The sequence below is a fragment of the Bacillus sp. JJ1566 genome, assembly GCF_036962685.1.
Classification (GTDB): Bacteria; Bacillota; Bacilli; order Bacillales; family Bacillaceae_L; genus Ferdinandcohnia.
Map to the genome: position 1 here is coordinate 15,060 of NZ_JBALOP010000039.1, position 18,428 is coordinate 33,487.

The window sequence follows — 18,428 nt, forward strand, 5'->3', positions numbered from 1 at the left end:
CTAAAAAAGCAGGTGACGGTATGAACACGAAAAAAATCTGGATAGTTGCAATGGTTTTTGGTCTTGTTGCATCAGGACTGTTATACATACTTCTGAATACGGAACAACCAACTAATACTCAAACCGCTAGTGCAGAGGTTGCCCAAAAAGACAAGGATGAAGAAAAAGAAGAGACGGTACAGCCGGAAGAAACAGAGGTGGCTTCAGTAGATGTTGAATCACAAGCAATTCAAATTGCAAAAGGAAACCGTGCGATGACAATTGCCGTTACTGATGTTCAAGGGGTCGCTGGACTTGTCAAACCAGGTTCGTTTGTTGATGTTGTCGCGGTGATGACTGTGCCTGAGGAGTACAAAGCGGAAGGGCAGCACGACTCCGCAACACTCCTTTTACAAAATGTGAAGGTACTGGAAACCGGTCATATGGCAGATGACCCTGAAACGGAGAAGAAGCGATACCAAATGGTAACTGTTGAAGTTACACCCAAGCAGGGCCTGGCGCTAGGGTTCGCGTCAAAATATGAATTGTATTTAATGCTTAGAGAAGATGGGGACCACGATGTGGAACCAACACATACGCATGTTCATGAGGATCAACTTCACGAAGGAGTGTTTAAGTGATGATAAAACTACTTTCTATATTTGAAAATGAAGAAACAAAATCGATGCTTGATGCAGTTGCTAAAAAGGTAGAACGAAAAATAGACTGGGTAAAAAAAGAAGAACTTTTCGAAAAGCTAATTCCAACTGATCCAGCACTTGTACTTCTCTCACAATCAACCTCCTATGATATGTACAACCTATGCTCAAAGATTACGAAAGAATACCAAGCTGCTAAAGTGTTGCTTGTCCTTCAAGACGAGACAGAACTAGATTCTAAGCAGGCAATTCGTGCAGGCGCGACAGACGTGATTTTTCTATCGTCAAGCCCTTCAAAAATTCGTGCAGATATTCAAAATGCAATTCTAGAAAGTAAAAATCAGGTTATCTATCAGATGGGACAGCCTAAAAAGAACGGAAAAGTTATTACAGTTGGCAGCACAAAGGGCGGGGTTGGAAAAACGAGTATTTCCGTTAACCTAGCTGCATCTTACGGAAAAAGACTGATGAAGGTAGCGATACTTGATTTAGACCTTCAGTTTGGTGACGTTTCAATGTTCTATGATGTTAAGCCAAAAAGAACCATCTATGACTGGGCTAAAGAAGATCGTACCGGGTCCCAAATTGAAAACTTTATGACACCATTCAAAAATGGAATTTCCATTTTAGCAGCCCCACAGCGTCCCGAATTTGCAGAGGTGATTACAGGAGAAGACGTGAAAAGGGCAATTAAAGCATTAAAGGAAACCTACGATATTGTTGTTGTCGACACTGCACCACATTTGGATGAAAATTCAATTGTTGCATTCGAAAATTCGGATGAAATCCTGCTCATCACTCATCAGGATCTTCCAACCTTAAAAAATACGAAATTACTAATCGATACATTAGAAACACTCAAGCTACTTGAAAAGGTAAAAATGATTTTAAACCGACAAGCTAAGGTAAAAGGGTTAACTATTGAAACCGTTGAAAAAATCATTGGTCAAAAGATTGCCTTTACATTACCAGCTATGGAAAAAATCATGGTTACGTCGGTTAATGAAGGGAAGCCACTCGTGTATAGTTACCCAAGGTCCCAGGTAGCGAAGAAGATTTTTCAAATGGCTGACACGATTGTCGTACCTGCAAAAACATCGGGTCGTAAAAAGCTTAAGTCGAAGCGAGTGGTCCATGCAGGAGGTTATGTCTGATGTCATTATTAGCAAGACTTGGTGGAGAGAATCCCGTCAAAGAGCTAAAGAAGGAGCCTCCAAAACTAAAAACAGCAAGTGTGAAATCAAGTGAACTAGGAGTGCGGCTTCATAACTACCTTGTTGAAGAACTAAAAAAGCCAGTCTATCAGGACCAGCATTTAGATGAAGTGATTAACAAGCTTTCAGAGGGATTTCTTGAAGCAGAGGGCGAACAGCTCGCTTACGAAGAAAAGAAACAGTTGAAATTTGATATGTCCTACGAGTTAACGGGTTTTGGACCAATTTCACCATTACTTGCTGACCCTGATATTTCTGAAGTGATGGTAAATGGTCCAAAGGATGTCTACATTGAAACGAAGGGGAAAATAGAAAAAACGGATGTGCAATTTCGGGATGATTTGCATGTATTAAGGATTATCGAAAAAATTGTTTCACCACTTGGAAGAAGAATTGATGAAAGCTCACCATTGGTTGATGCACGACTTCCAGACGGATCGCGTGTAAACGCGATTATTCCGCCATTAGCACTCAATGGTCCAACAATCACGATTCGAAAATTCTCTGAAACGCCCTTTACCATCTATGATTTGCTGCGCATGGGGACATTAAGTGATCAAATGGCAGATTTTTTAAAGGCTGCGGTAGAGTCTAAACTAAATATTTTTATTAGTGGTGGTACGGGTTCAGGTAAAACGAGTACATTGAATGTCCTGTCATCCTTTATCCCGAGTAATGAACGAATTGTAACGATTGAGGATGCTGCTGAACTAAGGCTTTCTCAGGAACATGTTGTTTCATTGGAGTCGCGTCCACGGAATATTGAGGGACAAGGTGAAATCACCATTCGGGACCTTGTTCGGAATTCTTTACGGATGCGTCCGGATCGAATCATTGTTGGTGAGGTTCGTGGTGCTGAATCACTTGACATGCTTCAAGCAATGAATACTGGCCATGAGGGTAGCTTAGGTACCGGCCATGCGAACTCTCCTCGTGATCTTTTAGCAAGACTTGAAACAATGGTTTTGATGGCCGGGTTTGATTTACCTATCCGAGCAATTCGTGAACAAATTGCGGGTGCCCTTGAATTAATTGTCCAACAATCACGTATGAAGGATGGAACAAGAAAAATTACGAGAATCACAGAAGTATTGGGACTAGAGGGAGATACGATTGTCTTGCAGGATCTTTTTGTGTATGCCGATGGGAAAAAACAAGGATTTGTTAGCACAGGAATTCTTCCAAGATGTGCTGAAAAACTTGAGTTAGCCGGTTTTGATGTACGCTCGATGATAAGGGAGGAGTGGACATGAGCAATTCCCTTTTAATCGCTTTATCTGCGTTTTTAGTTGTCACATTTTTTACTGGGATTATTTTTACGATTATTTTTGAAAAGGGAAAGTACGAAAAACGAATCAACAAGTATCTACCTATTAAAAAAGCAGAAGAACCAAAAAAGAAGAAGCGTGAAGGAGTTTTCGTAAAAAAGACCAGCGAACGTATTGAACAGGCAATTCATTTTTCAAAATATGAGACCGTTCTAAAACAATCCGGATTGAAGATGTCCCAAGCCGAATTGTTCATTTCGAGACTCATAGTTGCATGTATAGGAGTAGGGATTGGGTACTTTTATGAGCTCCATTTCATATTGCTAATTTTATGCGGAATGATTGGGTTTTACCTTCCGATTTTGTATATCAAACGCAAACGAAAACTTCGATTAAGAAAATGTTCCGAACAGCTTGGGGGAGCGTTAGGGACAATGGCAAATGCATTAAGGGCAGGCTTTAGTTTTATGCAAGCGATGAAAATGGTCGCAGAGGAAATCGAGGATCCGTTAGGACCGGAATTTTTGAATACATTAAAGGAAATCAATTATGGGGTCAAAATCGAGGATGCTTTTGATCATCTTTTAAAAAGATTGCCTGATAGTGAGCTTGAAATGGTGTTAAACACATTGTTAATTCAACGATCAAGTGGGGGGAATCTTGCATATCTACTTGAAACAATGCAAGAAACAATCATTGACCGTTCAAGGGTGCAGGATGAGGTAAAAACCCTGACAGCGCAAGGGAAAATGTCCTCAGTTATTATTACGCTATTACCACCAGCATTAGCTTTATATTTAACACTTGTGAATCCGGAGTATTTTAATATGCTTTTTTCACATCCACTCGGCTGGGCTATGCTTGTGGTAGGTGGGTTTAATATGGTTCTGGGCTGGTTTTTTATTAAAAAAATTGTACACATTGAGGTGTAGGTTCCAATGATACAAATCTTTTTTATGCTCTCGAGCATTCTTTGCTTTGTAATGGTCATTGGTGGGCTGCTTAGTTTGATTTATAATAAAGACATTGCCATTGAAATGCGGACTAAACATTATTTTGGCTCCGACATGGATAAGGAAGTACCTGTAAAGAAACAAAAGGAACTTCAGTTACGTCTAATTAAACGATATAATGACAAGCTAAAATCAGCTGTGGATAAAAAAATGGCGAGTTCAAAAAAAAGAGACCTTGAAAGACGACTTCGTGAAGCGGGATATCCGTTGAAAATGTCAGCCATTGACTTCCGCTTTATGCAGCTGCTGATGGGGGGAGTTCTGTTTCTATCCGTCTTTTTATTGTTAGGAAGCTCGGTTCTTTTTTCAAGGATTTTACTTGCAAGTGTCGTTGCAGCACTAGGAATTTACTATCCATCCTTTTATTTAAGTACGATTATTAAAAAGCGAAGACATCAGATACAAAAGAGTATGCCCGATTTTTTTGATATGGTGAACCTATCGATTGAGGCTGGTATGGGACTAGATGCCTCGATTCAAAAGGTATGCAAACAAATGAAGGGCCCATTGTCAGAGGAATTTATGCAAACAATGGAGGATATGAAGCTAGGGAAATCTAGAAGGGAAGCATTTGCAGATCTTCGCGCCAGAGTACCAATTCCTCAATTTCAAAGCATCATAACATCGCTCATTCAAGCGGACATGCTGGGAGTAGGAATGGCAAAGGTACTGCAGCAATTGACACAAAGAATTAGAGAACAACGAACTCAATTTGCAAGAGAACAGGCCATGAAGGCACCGGTCAAAATGGTTTTCCCGATGATTCTATTTATCTTCCCATCTATTTTTATCGTATTGATGGGACCATTAATAATTTATCTCATTCAAAATGTACTGTGATGATTTTTAATTAAAAAGGTGTGTGAATTAGGATGCAAATATTTTCATTAGTAGAAAACGAAAAAATGATAGAAATATTTGAATCAAGTTTGGAAGACAGCGGGTTTCAGGTTGAATGGCTTGCACACGAGGCAAAGCTTTATGACAAGCTGCGAATGTACAAGGAGTCGCTTGTCTTTTTGCCTCAATCCTATGTATACAATATTTATAAATTGGGCTCATTTATAATGAAGCATCTCCCCGAGAGTAAGGTCGTGCTGGTACTAAACTCTAAAGATGAGTTTGACCCGGGCCAAGCGGGAAAGAATGAAGTGTTATACCTTGAATCCAATCCTAATGACCTTCAACACACGATATTATCAATCATACACTCATACAAAGATAGTTTGAGACCTAAAGTCCATAAATAATACATAAGCGCATGGCTTTGGAAACCGACCCCCGAAGCCATGCGCTTATTTTTATACCATTGCTTTTACACGTGTTTTCGTCTTTGTGCTTTTTTGCCAAATGATTGTAATGAGTAATGTAACCATTAGAAGGAAAAGACCCAACATAAATGGATAGATGATTTGGACATCATATAATAAGCCAGCTAATGTTGGTCCTAATATATTTCCAATGCTCATGTAGGCATTGTTCATCCCCATTGCAAATCCTTGTTCATTACCTGCAAGCTTTGAAATCAGTGTATTTAACACAGGACGTAGAATGGAAGTTGCAAGGAAAATGAGTAGTGAAATTCCAAAAAACATCTCAAAACTATTCGCGAATAATGAAAGAAGGAAACCGAACGCCGCTACAGAGATAAAAATGTTTAAGATTTTTCCTTCTCCAAATCGAGTTACCATACGATCTACCACAAATAATTGAACGATTACACTAATAATTCCAGTTGATGTAACCATCAGGGCGATGTCCTGTGGTGTTGCACGATATTGGTTATCGACAAAAAGACCAATGACCGATTCATATGCCATTAAACCGAAGCTCATAACAAGTGTTATAATTAATGGAATGAAAAATGGCATACGTACTGAACGGACTAGCTTTTTCGCCATCGTTTCATCATCAACATGCATGAAGCCATCCACTTTTTGTTGGCTTTCCTTTAAGACAGCAAACGAGAAAAGCACTGATACAAGGGAAACTAAAGCAGAAATTAAGAAGGGAAATTTTATCCCATAGTCAGCTAAAAATCCACCTATCCCAGGCCCCACCACAATTCCAAGAGACATAGCCGCGGATATAAAACTGTTACCTTTTGCACGTTGCTCCATCGTTGTAATATCTGCAACATAAGCAAATATAGCCGGGATGAGAAGGGCTGCACCAATTCCACCAACGACGCGAGATGCATACAGCAGCCAAATGGAATCCACTAAATAAAAAATAAACATGGAAAGTGTCAGACCCGATAGTCCGTAGATAATCATTTTTCTGCGGCCATATTGATCAGTCCACTTTCCAGCGATTGGAGAAAAAATAAATTGTGCTCCGGCAAAAATGGCAATCATGAGGCCAGCTGCTTTTCCACCTTCATTAATCGATTCAAGATAAGCAGGTAAAATGGGAATAATAATCCCAAAACTCCCGATTGCAATAAACATATTGATCATCAAAATGATCATTTTTTTACGTTGGTCTCTCGTCATCCATACACCTCATCGTATATATTTTTTCAATCATTAAAATCCGATCCTATTAAATAACAACTATACTAAACTATTACAACTTAACCTAGATGTCAAAAAGAAAATTTTGGGACGAAGGGACAGGTCCCGCGTCCCACCATTGAGACAATGGACCTGTCCCTCTGTCCCGGTTATAATATAAAGAAAAAACGAGGTAGTTCTAATGAATGGCTTTAATACATTTAATTTGAGTGATGAAATCAAAAAAGCACTTTCTGGTTTACGTTATAAAGTCCCGACTGAGATTCAAGCGAAGGTGATTCCTGTTGCGCTAAAGAAAAAAGACATTGTTGGAAAATCCCAAACTGGAAGTGGTAAGACAGCTGCGTTTGCGATTCCAATTTGTGAATTGGTTGCATGGGAGGAAAACAGGCCACAAGCTTTGATTTTAACCCCGACGAGAGAGCTTGCGGCACAGGTGAAGGATGATGTGATCAATATCGGTCGCTTTAAGCGAATAAAAGCAACCGCCATCTTTGGAAAGCAATCCTATGAACGCCAAAAGCTAGAGCTGAAGCAAAAGACGCATGTTGTTGTCGGAACACCAGGAAGGGTGCTTGACCATATTACAAAGGGAACCCTTCATGTGGATAATCTGAAATTTTTAGTGATTGATGAAGCGGATGAAATGCTGAATATGGGTTTTATTGAGCAGGTAGAGGCTATTATCAAAGCACTGCCGGAAGATCGAGTTACAATGTTATTTTCGGCAACCTTACCGGAGGATATTGAAAATCTATCGGTTCAATATATGAAATCACCAACGTATATTGATGTAGAAAATGTTTCTAAAGCAAACATTAATCATTTTTTGATACATACGGAGGAAGAAGACAAACTCTCCCTTTTAAAGGCTATTACGATTGTTGAAAATCCGGATAGTTGTATCATTTTCTGCAGGACACAGCAGGGTGTGGACGATTTGTATCGAAAGCTGGAAAAAGCCAATTATTCCTGTGACAAGCTCCATGGCAGTATGGTTCAGGAAGATCGATTAGCCGTTATGGATGATTTTAAAAAAGGAAAATTCCGTTATCTAGTGGCTACCGATATTGCGGCACGGGGGATAGATGTTGAAGATATCTCTCTTGTCATCAGTTTCGACGTACCTCAGGACAATGAGAGGTATGTTCACCGAATCGGGAGGACTGGTCGTGCAGGTAAAAGCGGGAAGGCAATTACTTTTGCAACAGCAAGAGAAGAGAATGTAGTAGAGGAAATCGAAGACTACATTGGGGAGGAGATTAGGAAGATTGAATCCCCGAGCAATGCCGAGGTTGCCCGTGCAAAATCAGCATTTGTTGAAAAAATGAACGCCCAGCCTCGTCTTAAACACGATAAAGCTGAACAAGTAAACAAAGATATTCTAAAGCTTTATTTTAATGGTGGGAAGAAAAAGAAGCTTCGAGTGGTCGACTTTGTTGGTACGATTGCAAAAATTCCTGGAATCACAGCCGAGGATATTGGAATCATCACCATCCAGGAGAATGCAACCTATGTAGATATCCTTAACGGTAAAGGCCAGCATGTTTTAGCGGCAATGAAACATACAACCATAAAAGGAAAACAGTTAAAAGTACATATTGCAAGGTAAGAAAAAAGAAACGGAGCACCAGGGAGATGCTCCAATTTTATAGGTATAGCCATGAGAAAGTCTATAGCCTCCCAGTATTCCCTTGCATTCGTTCGAACAATCGAGTGAGCCAATAGGGTATAACAAAGATAATGAAATAGAATAAGAAAAGATAGAAGTAATTGACCCATTGGTATTTTTCAAATAGATCGATGCTAACAAGTAATGGTTTAAAGATAAACCCTAAAATCAATGATGTAATCAAGCAATATAAATAAAAACTTTTATCATGGTTTAAGGTCCATTGATACACCATCATTATGGTTACCGGGACAAAGGCTGCATCGAGAGATAGACTTGGTAAAAAAGGGACAACCTGGAATGGATACCCCCATAGTCCAGCTTGAATTCCATAAGAATCGACATATGCAAACAAAACATGGACGGCAAAGCCATAAAAGCCAATTTTGAAAATTTTCTCCCTGTCAATTGCAAAATACACAATCAAAAGAGGAATAAGCAGCATTAATAGAACTACCCAAAACTGCCAGGTCCCCAAATTCGAATACTGTTTCCAATATTCGATTCCAAATTGAGCTAGCTCTTCACGCATGGAAATAAATTTGTCAAAAACTTCGTGCCGATGAGAAATCAATTGACCACTTCCTCGTACTATTTTTCATTTTATTCATTTTTCCCATATTTGGCTTGTATATTCTTAACATTGTTGAACATAGACGTGCAAGCCGGAATACTCATAAAAAGAGCAAGATATTGTTATAATTAGAAATAAATAAGACGAGCGAAATGGGAGGATGGAATGACGAAGACGAATGTGGACGATTATCTTCAACAGGGAATACATGGGGCGAAAGAAATAAAGCCTGAAGAGCGTAAAAAATTCCTTGGGACCATTAGAGAACGAGTCGAATTTGCACTAACACAGTCGCAGGTCAGAGAGAATCAGGTATATCAGGAGATACAGGATGCTTGTAAAAAGCACAACGAAGTACATATGTACTTGAATGGCCATGTAGATTACCGCTTTTTGTCCAAATATGTGAAGCTAGCGGGTGCAAATAACATTGAGTACACTATTGTCTCAAATAAAGACCACAATTCAGACCTTGGACTTGTACTCGCGTTCGATCATGCTATTGATAAAGAAGACATTTATATTAGTAATAAAATAAAACCAGTACTGCCCCAACAGAAAAATGCCGAAAAAAAAGGACTCTTCTCTCTTTTTAAAAAAACTTTTAAAAAGTAGGGGGAGTCCCTTTTGTGGTCACAGGTTCTCTATTAATGATTGTGGAATCTTTTGCGAATCAATATCATCATAACCCCGAGTATTAAGGCAAAAACTCCATTAAGCCACACTAGCTTCATATTTGAATTCCAATGTACTGCAGCTTGACCTATCAAACTGATGAATAAAATGACCAGTATTACGAAAAACCATTTAGACTTAATTGTTTGCAATGTAAATCTTCCATTAAAATAACCTAAATCCACCGTTTTTCTTTGGCGACGGTGACTGCTTCTGTGCGGTTTTTTACGCCAAGTTTATTAATGATCTCGGATATATAATTCCGGACGGTGCCAGCTGATAAAAATAATTGCGCAGAAATTTCTTTTGAGGTTTTTCCTTCTGAAGCCAATCGTAGTACATCCTGTTCACGTTCCGTTAACGGATTGTCTTCTTTCATGCTGCCGAAAATCAATTCAGGGGCAAATTCACGTTTTCCTTTCATGACACTTCGAATCGACTCTGCAAGCTCATCAACTGAGCCATCCTTTAACATATATCCGTTTACGCCAATTTTGACGGCTTGCTCAAAATAACCAGGGCGAGCAAAGGTAGTTAAAATAATGATTCTACAGGTGGAAAATCTTTTTTTCGCTTCTTCTGCTACTTCAAGACCACTCATATAAGGCATTTCGATATCCATTAAACAAACATCGGGCTTAAGGGTGAGAATCGATTTCAACGCTTCTTTGCCATTGGAGGCCTCTCCGACAATTTCAATATCCTCCTCAAAATCTAGTAAAGAGCCTAAAGCGCCTCTAAGCATCCCTTGATCTTCGGCGATCATTACTCTAATCAAGAACCAACACCAGCCTTTTTCTCTTTAGCGATAATAGGAATTGTAATAATAAGTTTTGTTCCATCTTGCGAAATGACTTTTACAAAACCGTCGATTAAACGTAACCTTTCATTGATTCCCTTTAACCCGTTACCGTCTCTAGCCTTGTCATCCATTCCTTTACCGTTGTCATAGATTGATAATTCAATTTCGCCTGGGTTATTCAAAAGCTGGACAGCACAGTCTGTTGCCTTGCTATGTTTTACAACATTTGTAATACCTTCCTTAAGGCATAAGCTAAGGATGTTTTGAGTAAGCAGTGGTACATCCTCAAGCTTTGAGTCTCCATCAAATGCAAACGAAATACCTGCAGCCCGTAAAATCGTTTCTGTTTCAATGAGTTCCTCCGCAATCGTAACTGCCCTCATGTCAGATACTAATTCTCTCACTTGTCTCAGTGCTGAGCGGGAGGTTCGTTCAATTTCTTTCGTTTCAAGCTTTGCCTTTTCAAGGTCCTTACTAATTAATTTATGAACGAGCTGACTTTTTAAGGTAATCATCGACAGCGTATGTCCTAACGTATCGTGGAGGTCTCTAGCAATTCTCATTCGTTCCTCCCGCTTCACGAGCTCTTCAATTTGTTCGTTCGCTTCTTCAAGCTTTTTTTCAAGCTCCATACGGCTATTCATGGAGCGAATACCAAATGGGGAAACGAGCATAATTATCATAAAAATTGCATAAAAGTAAATCGTCTCTATAATCAAAGTATCCCACTTAACAAACAGTGGAATGATAATGGCAAGTCCAAACAATCCCAACGCACGATAAAATGACAACTTACTCCTATACCATCCAATAAAATGGGCTGAAAAAAATCCTAAAAATATATTATAAAGATTATAAGAGATTGCAAGAATTAAAACTATAATAATTTGCACAACAAACCAAAATGTGTAGGAATTTTTATCAAATGAGTTATAGAGTTGCCGATAGGTAACGAGAAACAATAGTAGCAGCCCGATCCCAGCAATTTGTTTCCATCCATGCTCAATAGTAACGTAGTATGCTGGCATGGCAAGATAAATCAAAAAAACATAGGGGAAAAATCCATACCTAGCAGGAAAAACCCTAAATTCCTTCAGTTTTTGAAGCATTCAGCTTACCACCGCCGCTTCCTGTTTTCTTCTTGTATACCCTGATATTACCATGAACAAGAAGAGATACCCAATCAAAAGTGTAAAATTAAGCCAATCTGGATATCCACCACGTACAATTTCCCATGCACCACTGCCAAAGTGATAAGAAGGTAGCCATTTTCCAATAGATTGTATGAAGTTTGGCATTATTTCTAACGGCATCCACATGCCGCCACTAATGGCGAGAATCATATAAATCATATTTGAAACGCCAGCTGCTGTATCCACTCTTTTCATCGTGCCTACAAGTGTCCCTAAAGCAAGAAATGGCAATGAACCGAATAAAATCCATAATCCAGACATGATCCACTCTGATGCTGAGAGAGATACTCCATTAATGAGTGCACCAGCTACAAAAATAACGATGATTGAAAAAATATGAATCACCGTTTGAGCGAGCATTTTTGAAGCAAAATATGCTTGGTCAGACAATGGGGTAATTCTCATAAACGTGGACCAGCCTTGTTTTCTTTCTTCAACTAGTCGGATGCCAAGTGTCATAATTGCAGAGCCCATCACGCTAAACGTCGTCATTGACATTAAATAATGAGCTTTCCACAATTCCTGATCATCCATGCCTGAATTAAAAATTCTTGTAAATACGACGTAAAAAGCAATCGGCATGAACAATGACCAAAATACATAATAGGGATTTCTAAAAATCCTTAAAATCTCGAATTTACATTGCATCAAAAAACCGTTCATTTTACATAGCCTCCCTTTTTTCTACTAATTGTTCAAATGCATCCTCGAGACGACCGCGCTCAATTTCGATATGTTGGACAGGGAGTTTACGGTCAAATATAGAGGCCAAAACTGCATCAGTATTGTTAGTTAATACATAAATCCGACCATTCTTTTCATATACATCTGTTACGTTGGCAATGGTTTTAATTTCTTCGTGGCTTATTGCGGAAGTTAGGGTAAAAGAAACAGATTGTTTAAGTAACCTTGCTTTAATATTTTTAGGCGTTCCATCCCCAACAATCTTGCCTTCATGAAAAAGAATTACTCTTTCGGCAATATCGTCAGCTTCTTGTAAATAGTGGGTTGTGAAAATGACAGTTTTGCCGCGATTTTTTAATTCGCTAACAGTATTCCAGAAAAGTTTTCTTGCCGTCACATCCATGCCGACTGTCGGTTCATCAAAGAATAAGACATCGGGGTTACCTGCCATAGCCAGTGCAAAGCCAAGGCGTCGCTTTTGACCTCCAGAAAGCTTATTCGCTCGTTTTTGTAATTCATCCTTCGTAAATCCAGTGAATGTCACCAACTCCTCATAGGATAAAGGATGTGGATAATAGCTCCTGAAAAGCTGAATAATCTCCCGAACCTTTAATGCGTCAATCACACTTACCTCTTGCAGCAAAGCACCAATTTTTTCACGGGTTGATTTATCCTTTGGTGAATGTCCGAAAACTTGAACACTACCATCAGTTGGCTCTAATAGCCCTAACATCATCATCATCGTTGTTGTCTTACCAGCACCATTTGGTCCCAAAATGGCAACAACCTCACCCTTTTGAATCGAAAAAGAAATTTGATCTACAGCCGTCTTATTTTTAAACAACTTACTAACCTGACTTAACTCAATAATCGGTTCCATAAAAAACACCTCCACCATCATTGTAGAACCTCAAAACAATCCCGATTAGTGGATAATGTCATCAACTTAAATGACAATTGTCATCTGGGACAGGGGGACAGGTCCAGCGTCCCACCATTTTTTTACAGGGACAGGGGACCTGTCCCTCTGTCCCACAAAAAAAAGTATGTTTGATTTTCTTGGTATTTCATAAACTAGGAAGAATACATAAGGAATGTTTGGAGGAGGAGTAAAGGTATGAAGACACAAAAATTGCAGCTGCCACTTCAAACCGCAAGCTTGGTTGTTGGGTTTATGGTGTGGGTGATTTTGTCATCCCTAATGTCGAGTATTAAACAAGATATTCCATTAACCGATAACCAAACTGCAATTGTCACCGCCGTTCCGGTCATTTTAGGATCACTTTTACGAATTTTATTAGGATTTTGGACGAATCGATATGGAGCTAGATGGTTGTTTTTAATTGGCTTTCTCATACTAATTTTTCCGATCTTTTATATTAGTATAGCTGATTCTATGTTCGATTTAATTCTTGGCGGGCTCATTATTGGGGTTGGAGGAGCCTTGTTCTCAATCGGGGTTACTTCACTGCCGAAGTACTACCCGAAGGAACGTCACGGGTTTGTGAACGGGATATATGGTGCCGGAAATATCGGTACAGCGATCACATCATTTGCAGCCCCAGTGCTAGCAGTAAACATTGGGTGGCAAAGCACGGTACGATTATTTCTCATCCCGGTTATTTTATTTGCACTCTTAAATTTTTTATTGGGTGACCGCAATGAACCTAAAGTAAATAAACCGTTGAGTGAACAGATAAAAAGTGTTTATAAAAATGAGAAGCTATGGTTCATTAGCTTATTTTATTTTGTAACATTCGGTTCATTTGTAGCGTTCACTGTATATTTGCCAAACTTTTTAGTATCCTATTTTGGATTAACAACGGTTGATGCAGGATTGCGGACGGCTGGATTTATCACGCTTGCAACCCTTTTACGGCCAGTTGGGGGATGGCTTGGTGATAAATTCAATCCATATTTAATTTTGTTTATTGTATTTAACGTCATCACTTTTGCAGGAGTGCTTCTTGCTTTTACACCTGATATTGTCTTATATACCCTTGGTTGCCTGCTCGTTTCGATTTGCGCTGGAATCGGCAATGGGACGATTTTCAAGCTCGTTCCGTATTATTTTTCAAAGCAAGCTGGAATTGTCAACGGAATCGTGTCGGCAATGGGTGGATTAGGCGGATTCTTCCCACCGCTCGTGCTTTCAATTGTGTTTGGTATGACGGGGCACTACGCAATCGGATTTATGTCCCTTGCAATGTTTGCACTTTTAAGCTCAGTATTCGTCGTGTGGATGTTCTACACTGAAAAAATTCAGCTCGAAGCAAAGCTTATCGAAAATGTCGCCCAGGGGATGATGGTCACAAATCCAAAGGGAATTATTCAAAAAGTCAACCATGCGTTTACAACGGTTACGGGCTTTGACCCAGAAGAAGCAATCGGAAAAACGCCAAGTATTCTACGTTCCGGGAAGCATGATTCCGCCTTTTACGATCAGATGTGGAATTCTATACACGAACAAGGCTATTGGCAGGGTGAAATTTGGAATAGACGGAAAAACAAAGAACTCTATCGAGAATGGCTGACCATTAGTGAAGTGAAAAATGAAGTTGGTGAGGTCAAGTATTACGTTGGGCTCTTCAATGATCTAACCGAACAGGACTCATAACAAAGAAAAGCTGAGGGTAAAACTGTACAAAAATGTATGATTTATAAAGGTCAACTATCGGGACTTAAATTTAATTAAGCTGATTAAATATTGAACGCTCAAATCTGAGCGTTTTTATTTTGCCCATTAAACTGCCAATTCGGCATTTTTTTATGTAAAAAGACGACTTTAGGAGGAGTTACCCTTACTTTGTTTTCGGGACTAAATAACTGTTTTATTTTAATTATTCAAAATATTATAGAAGCGGTAAGTAGATAACGCTATACTACTGATATATTAATATGCATGATAACAAAAATTAAGGAGGTAGGTGATTTATTTTTAAAAAATGTAAGCGTTTAATTACAAGAAGACGGGGTGAAAGTTTTGAAACGAGGAAAACAAATTTCCGTTGTTATTCTCTCAGCTATGCTATTACTAAGCGGGGGAATATCAACAATGGCAGCGAATGAAGGTACCCACAAGGTGGAACGGGCACAAAATGCAAATGCACATAAAGACCAAGGTAAAATTAAGAAGGCGATAAAGCAGCTTCCAACTGTAAAAGAAATTCCTTACGGAGAGGGGATGACTTTTCATAGTGAACCAACTGACATCAGCCACCCATTCAGTTCCATGTACAGTTCAAGCGGACAAGTAGATATTTGGAATAATTACGGCTATGACGAAAAGGAATTTTTCATGTCAGGGAAAGCAAATGTTTATAGTATAGATGATAAGGATGTTCCTTTTATCAAGTCATCTGACAATGATTATACAACAAGGCTGCTAGTAAGATTTCCAAAGGAAACAGCAAAGTTTTCTGGCCGCGTGTATGTTGATATCTTGAATGCTTCAAGTGGAGTAGACTTAGAGGATACTTGGGGGAGAAGCTATGATTGGTACATGAACGAAGGACATGCCTATATTGGGATTACTTCAAAAACAGATACCATTAATGCTTTGAAAAGATTTGATAGTGAGAGATATGCTGACCTTAATTGGCTGGTTAATGGCAAGGATGAAAATGGTCTGATTTGGGATATGCTTTCCCAATTGGGCACTAAGCTTCGCAGCGAAAGTGCAGGCGACATTTTAGGTGGTCTAAAACCTGAATATGTCTATTTATCTGGACAGAGTCAATCAGGCTTTTATTTAAATACTTATATTACTTTATTTGACAGTTTATTAAAAAATTCAAATAGTGGAAAGCCATTATTTGATGGCTATATGAATTTGGTTGGCCCCGGCACAACAAATGTTCATTCAGGAGGTCCTCAACCAAGTGTTACCTATTCAGAAACGAGTGTTCCATATATTGTTATTATGTCTGAATTTGAGCATATGTTTGCAAACCTACCAATCTATGAATATGAGAGAAAACATGATTCATCTTCAACCAAAAATAAGTTTAGATTTTATGAAGTAGCAGGTACACCACATACAGATCCAACCCTGGACGTTATTCCGTTTAGCGATGAAATTAAACTTGGAAATGGGAAGGGAAGACCACCAAAAGAGTATGATCCTGGCCATTATGAAAGCGATTTAAATTTGCAGATTTATGTAAATGCTGCACAGGAAAACATGCATAAGTGGGTAACCGAAGGAATTCCGGCCCCTTCTGCTGATGACAAATGGATTGATTTTAATGAATCAATTGTAGACGGTAAAACCATTTATACTCCTAAAAAAGATGAGCATGGTAATGCATTGGGTGGTATTCGTGCACCACAGATTGAGTATCCAATTGCGACCTATTATCCTAGTAGAAATGGTCTGCCTTTTGAAACGAATGGAAGTATGGTTTTCTTTACTGCTGATAAAATTGCAAAGCTATACTCTAATTATGAGAAAGATTACAAGAAGCCCTTCTTAGAGCAGGCAAAAAAGCTACTAGATGACGGATATATCTTACAAGAAGGTTATGACAAGCTAGTTGACTATGTCAATGAAAAGAAAGGCTTTGGCGGACCTGACGCGAATGAGATTTACGCTATTTCAAAAGCTAAACCAAATAAGATTGAAGAAAAACCATTTAATCCTGAAAAAGTCGGTTTTGATCATAACGAACAGGACACAGCTACTAATCCAGAGCTAAGCCATCCATATAATTCAATGCTTGATTCTGTTGGCAAGATTGATATTTGGAATGATTATGATTATACGGAAAAGGAATTTTTCGTTTCCGGAAATGCCAATATTTACGAGCTTGGCAATGTTGAAGGGAATGATGTGCCAACCGTAAAAAGTGGACCCTATGATTACACGAACAGAATCATTGTGCGTATGCCAAAGGATATGAAAGATTTCTCCGGTGCAGTTTATATTGATATTTTAAATGCCTCCAATAATTCTGATATGGAAGATACATGGAGAAGAAGCTGGGAATATTTCATGGATAATGGGCATGGTTATATCGGGATCACTTCGAAAAATGTAAATGTCACAGCATTGAAAACATTCGATCCTGTCCGTTATTCCGATATTGATTGGGTTGCGGATAAAGAAGGTCAGTATGAAAATGGTTTGTTCTGGGATATGCTTTCCCAGCTTGGAGTTGCATTAAATGATGAGAATCAAAGTAAGCAAATTCTTGGTACAAAGCCTGATTTTGTGTTCTTGGGTGGACAAAGTCAGTCGGGAATGTATTTGAATACGTATACAGATGTGTTCCAACCCTACTTATACAATGCTGAAAAAGACGAGTATTTATTTGACGGTTATTATAATTGGGTAGGTGCAATCCCAACCTCGATTCAGCCGTCGAAAGATGTGATGCCATCTTTATATGACAAGAATACACCAAAGTCTGTTTATAAGGCGATGGGCGTTCCGAAAATTGTCATCATGTCTCAGGCAGAAGCTGGATTTAAGGAAGGAAAAGGGCTTTTCCCATCTTATAAAAATAAACAAGATCAAAACAGCAAGTCGGATATTTTTAGACTATATGAGGTAGCGAATGCTCCACATTCAGATGCAATTTCGCCGATTATCCAGAATAATGATGCTCTTATAAAAGCTGGAGTGAGCCCGAGAAAATATCCGATTAGTCCGCTTCCAAATACGATAAAGAGTAATTTGCATATCGATATGTTTGTAAGTGGTGCGCTTGATAACCTTTATGAATATGCTGCTGCTAAAAAAGCTAATCCAAATGCAGACTCGGAAAAATACTTCCCGGCAGCAGATGATAAATGGTTAGAGTTAGACACAAATTCACAAAAACTTACAAGAGATGCAAACGGTAATGTGACCGGAGGAATCCGCCATCCATTGTCAGATAATCCACTTGCTTCGTACATGATCCAAAATGATTTTATGACAATGTTTAGTGTTGACAAGCTTAATGAGCTTTATGGTACAAGAGTGAATTGGGTTTCAAAAATGAATGCTTCTGTCGACAACCTATTAGCGCAAGATTTAATTCCGCAATCCGTTGCAGATTCATACAAAGAGGTCATTGCAAGTCATACAAAGCCTTGGAATGAATAAGCTAATAACCGGATGGACATAACCAAAAGACAAAAGAATAAAGTGTTGTTATATGGAGAGCCGGGGTGTATACCCCGGCTCTTTTTGT

The 18,428-nt window shown here is 38.9% G+C and carries 16 protein-coding genes; 10 read left to right on the forward strand and 6 right to left on the reverse strand.

Translation table 11 applies throughout. The features are described 5' to 3' along the window. Positions 1 to 20: 20 nt before the first annotated feature. The 6 genes from cpaB to V7112_RS15055 are packed head-to-tail and all read left to right on the forward strand — an operon-like array spanning position 21 to position 5,383. Positions 21 to 620 carry a Flp pilus assembly protein CpaB gene (gene cpaB, locus V7112_RS15030; protein ID WP_335421191.1) on the forward strand — a complete coding sequence of 200 codons (600 nt, stop codon included), beginning with the start codon at positions 21 to 23 and terminating at the stop codon, positions 618 to 620. Next, positions 620 to 1,792 (forward strand): AAA family ATPase, encoded by a 1,173-nt coding sequence (locus tag V7112_RS15035; protein ID WP_335421194.1) that lies wholly within the window; start codon positions 620 to 622, stop codon positions 1,790 to 1,792. The genes cpaB and V7112_RS15035 overlap by 1 nt, the downstream gene beginning before the upstream one ends. After that, positions 1,792 to 3,105, forward strand: a complete 1,314-nt coding sequence (locus tag V7112_RS15040) for a CpaF family protein (RefSeq protein WP_335421196.1) — start codon at positions 1,792 to 1,794, stop codon at positions 3,103 to 3,105. The genes V7112_RS15035 and V7112_RS15040 overlap by 1 nt, the downstream gene beginning before the upstream one ends. Then, complete coding sequence (locus V7112_RS15045) at positions 3,102 to 4,052, forward strand: type II secretion system F family protein (protein ID WP_335421198.1); 951 nt, start codon at positions 3,102 to 3,104, stop codon at positions 4,050 to 4,052. Before V7112_RS15040 ends, V7112_RS15045 begins: the two co-directional genes overlap by 4 nt. Before the next feature lie 6 nt (positions 4,053 to 4,058). Beyond that, positions 4,059 to 4,973: a type II secretion system F family protein gene (locus V7112_RS15050; protein WP_335421200.1), complete on the forward strand. Its 915-nt coding sequence runs from the start codon at positions 4,059 to 4,061 to the stop codon at positions 4,971 to 4,973. A 32-nt stretch (positions 4,974 to 5,005) separates the two neighbouring features. Further along, positions 5,006 to 5,383, forward strand: coding sequence for a hypothetical protein (locus tag V7112_RS15055; RefSeq protein WP_335421202.1), 378 nt, complete (start codon positions 5,006 to 5,008; stop codon positions 5,381 to 5,383). Positions 5,384 to 5,434: 51 nt separating this feature from the next. Here the strand turns inward: V7112_RS15055 and V7112_RS15060 are convergent, their stop codons facing one another. After that, positions 5,435 to 6,628: an MFS transporter gene (locus V7112_RS15060; protein WP_335421203.1), complete on the reverse strand. Its 1,194-nt coding sequence runs from the start codon at positions 6,626 to 6,628 to the stop codon at positions 5,435 to 5,437. A gap of 202 nt (positions 6,629 to 6,830) precedes the next feature. Between V7112_RS15060 and V7112_RS15065 the strand changes: the two genes are divergently transcribed. Beyond that, the gene (locus tag V7112_RS15065; protein WP_335421205.1) at positions 6,831 to 8,261 is read left to right on the forward strand and encodes a DEAD/DEAH box helicase; all 1,431 of its coding nucleotides are present in this window, start codon (positions 6,831 to 6,833) and stop codon (positions 8,259 to 8,261) included. Between the two features lie 61 nt (positions 8,262 to 8,322). Here the strand turns inward: V7112_RS15065 and V7112_RS15070 are convergent, their stop codons facing one another. Then, positions 8,323 to 8,895, reverse strand: coding sequence for a CBO0543 family protein (locus tag V7112_RS15070; RefSeq protein WP_335421207.1), 573 nt, complete (start codon positions 8,893 to 8,895; stop codon positions 8,323 to 8,325). Positions 8,896 to 9,060: 165 nt separating this feature from the next. On the opposite strand from V7112_RS15070, the gene V7112_RS15075 reads away from it, so the two are divergent. Further along, positions 9,061 to 9,510 carry a YueI family protein gene (locus V7112_RS15075; protein ID WP_335421210.1) on the forward strand — a complete coding sequence of 150 codons (450 nt, stop codon included), beginning with the start codon at positions 9,061 to 9,063 and terminating at the stop codon, positions 9,508 to 9,510. Positions 9,511 to 9,745: 235 nt separating this feature from the next. On the opposite strand, the gene V7112_RS15080 is transcribed toward V7112_RS15075, so the two are convergent. The 4 genes from V7112_RS15080 to V7112_RS15095 are packed head-to-tail and all read right to left on the reverse strand — an operon-like array spanning position 9,746 to position 13,129. Beyond that, positions 9,746 to 10,348: a response regulator transcription factor gene (locus tag V7112_RS15080; RefSeq protein ID WP_335421212.1), complete on the reverse strand. Its 603-nt coding sequence runs from the start codon at positions 10,346 to 10,348 to the stop codon at positions 9,746 to 9,748. Then, positions 10,345 to 11,481, reverse strand: a complete 1,137-nt coding sequence (locus V7112_RS15085; RefSeq protein WP_335421214.1) for a sensor histidine kinase — start codon at positions 11,479 to 11,481, stop codon at positions 10,345 to 10,347. The genes V7112_RS15080 and V7112_RS15085 overlap by 4 nt, the downstream gene beginning before the upstream one ends. Further along, positions 11,482 to 12,228, reverse strand: coding sequence for an ABC transporter permease (locus V7112_RS15090; protein ID WP_335421216.1), 747 nt, complete (start codon positions 12,226 to 12,228; stop codon positions 11,482 to 11,484). It lies immediately after the preceding gene. A gap of 1 nt (position 12,229) precedes the next feature. Next, positions 12,230 to 13,129, reverse strand: a complete 900-nt coding sequence (locus tag V7112_RS15095) for an ABC transporter ATP-binding protein (protein WP_335421218.1) — start codon at positions 13,127 to 13,129, stop codon at positions 12,230 to 12,232. A 237-nt stretch (positions 13,130 to 13,366) separates the two neighbouring features. On the opposite strand from V7112_RS15095, the gene V7112_RS15100 reads away from it, so the two are divergent. Together V7112_RS15100 and V7112_RS15105 are read left to right on the forward strand one after the other, a co-directional pair. Beyond that, positions 13,367 to 14,866 (forward strand): nitrate/nitrite transporter, encoded by a 1,500-nt coding sequence (locus tag V7112_RS15100; RefSeq protein ID WP_335421220.1) that lies wholly within the window; start codon positions 13,367 to 13,369, stop codon positions 14,864 to 14,866. A 366-nt stretch (positions 14,867 to 15,232) separates the two neighbouring features. Beyond that, positions 15,233 to 18,340, forward strand: coding sequence for an alpha/beta hydrolase domain-containing protein (locus V7112_RS15105; RefSeq protein ID WP_335421222.1), 3,108 nt, complete (start codon positions 15,233 to 15,235; stop codon positions 18,338 to 18,340). Positions 18,341 to 18,428: the final 88 nt, after the last annotated feature.

Excerpts from the sequence above, each read along its gene's own strand:
- cpaB (WP_335421191.1), top strand. The coding sequence starts at position 21 with ATGAACACGAAAAAAATCTGGATAGTTGCAATGGTTTTTGGTCTTGTT.
- V7112_RS15060 (WP_335421203.1), bottom strand. The coding sequence starts at position 6,628 with ATGACGAGAGACCAACGTAAAAAAATGATCATTTTGATGATCAATATG.
- V7112_RS15090 (WP_335421216.1), bottom strand. The coding sequence starts at position 12,228 with ATGAACGGTTTTTTGATGCAATGTAAATTCGAGATTTTAAGGATTTTT.
- V7112_RS15045 (WP_335421198.1), top strand. The coding sequence starts at position 3,102 with ATGAGCAATTCCCTTTTAATCGCTTTATCTGCGTTTTTAGTTGTCACA.
- V7112_RS15085 (WP_335421214.1), bottom strand. The coding sequence starts at position 11,481 with ATGCTTCAAAAACTGAAGGAATTTAGGGTTTTTCCTGCTAGGTATGGA.
- V7112_RS15095 (WP_335421218.1), bottom strand. The coding sequence starts at position 13,129 with ATGGAACCGATTATTGAGTTAAGTCAGGTTAGTAAGTTGTTTAAAAAT.
- V7112_RS15100 (WP_335421220.1), top strand. The coding sequence starts at position 13,367 with ATGAAGACACAAAAATTGCAGCTGCCACTTCAAACCGCAAGCTTGGTT.
- V7112_RS15065 (WP_335421205.1), top strand. The coding sequence starts at position 6,831 with ATGAATGGCTTTAATACATTTAATTTGAGTGATGAAATCAAAAAAGCA.
- V7112_RS15040 (WP_335421196.1), top strand. The coding sequence starts at position 1,792 with ATGTCATTATTAGCAAGACTTGGTGGAGAGAATCCCGTCAAAGAGCTA.
- V7112_RS15050 (WP_335421200.1), top strand. The coding sequence starts at position 4,059 with ATGATACAAATCTTTTTTATGCTCTCGAGCATTCTTTGCTTTGTAATG.
- V7112_RS15055 (WP_335421202.1), top strand. The coding sequence starts at position 5,006 with ATGCAAATATTTTCATTAGTAGAAAACGAAAAAATGATAGAAATATTT.
- V7112_RS15075 (WP_335421210.1), top strand. The coding sequence starts at position 9,061 with ATGACGAAGACGAATGTGGACGATTATCTTCAACAGGGAATACATGGG.
- V7112_RS15035 (WP_335421194.1), top strand. The coding sequence starts at position 620 with ATGATAAAACTACTTTCTATATTTGAAAATGAAGAAACAAAATCGATG.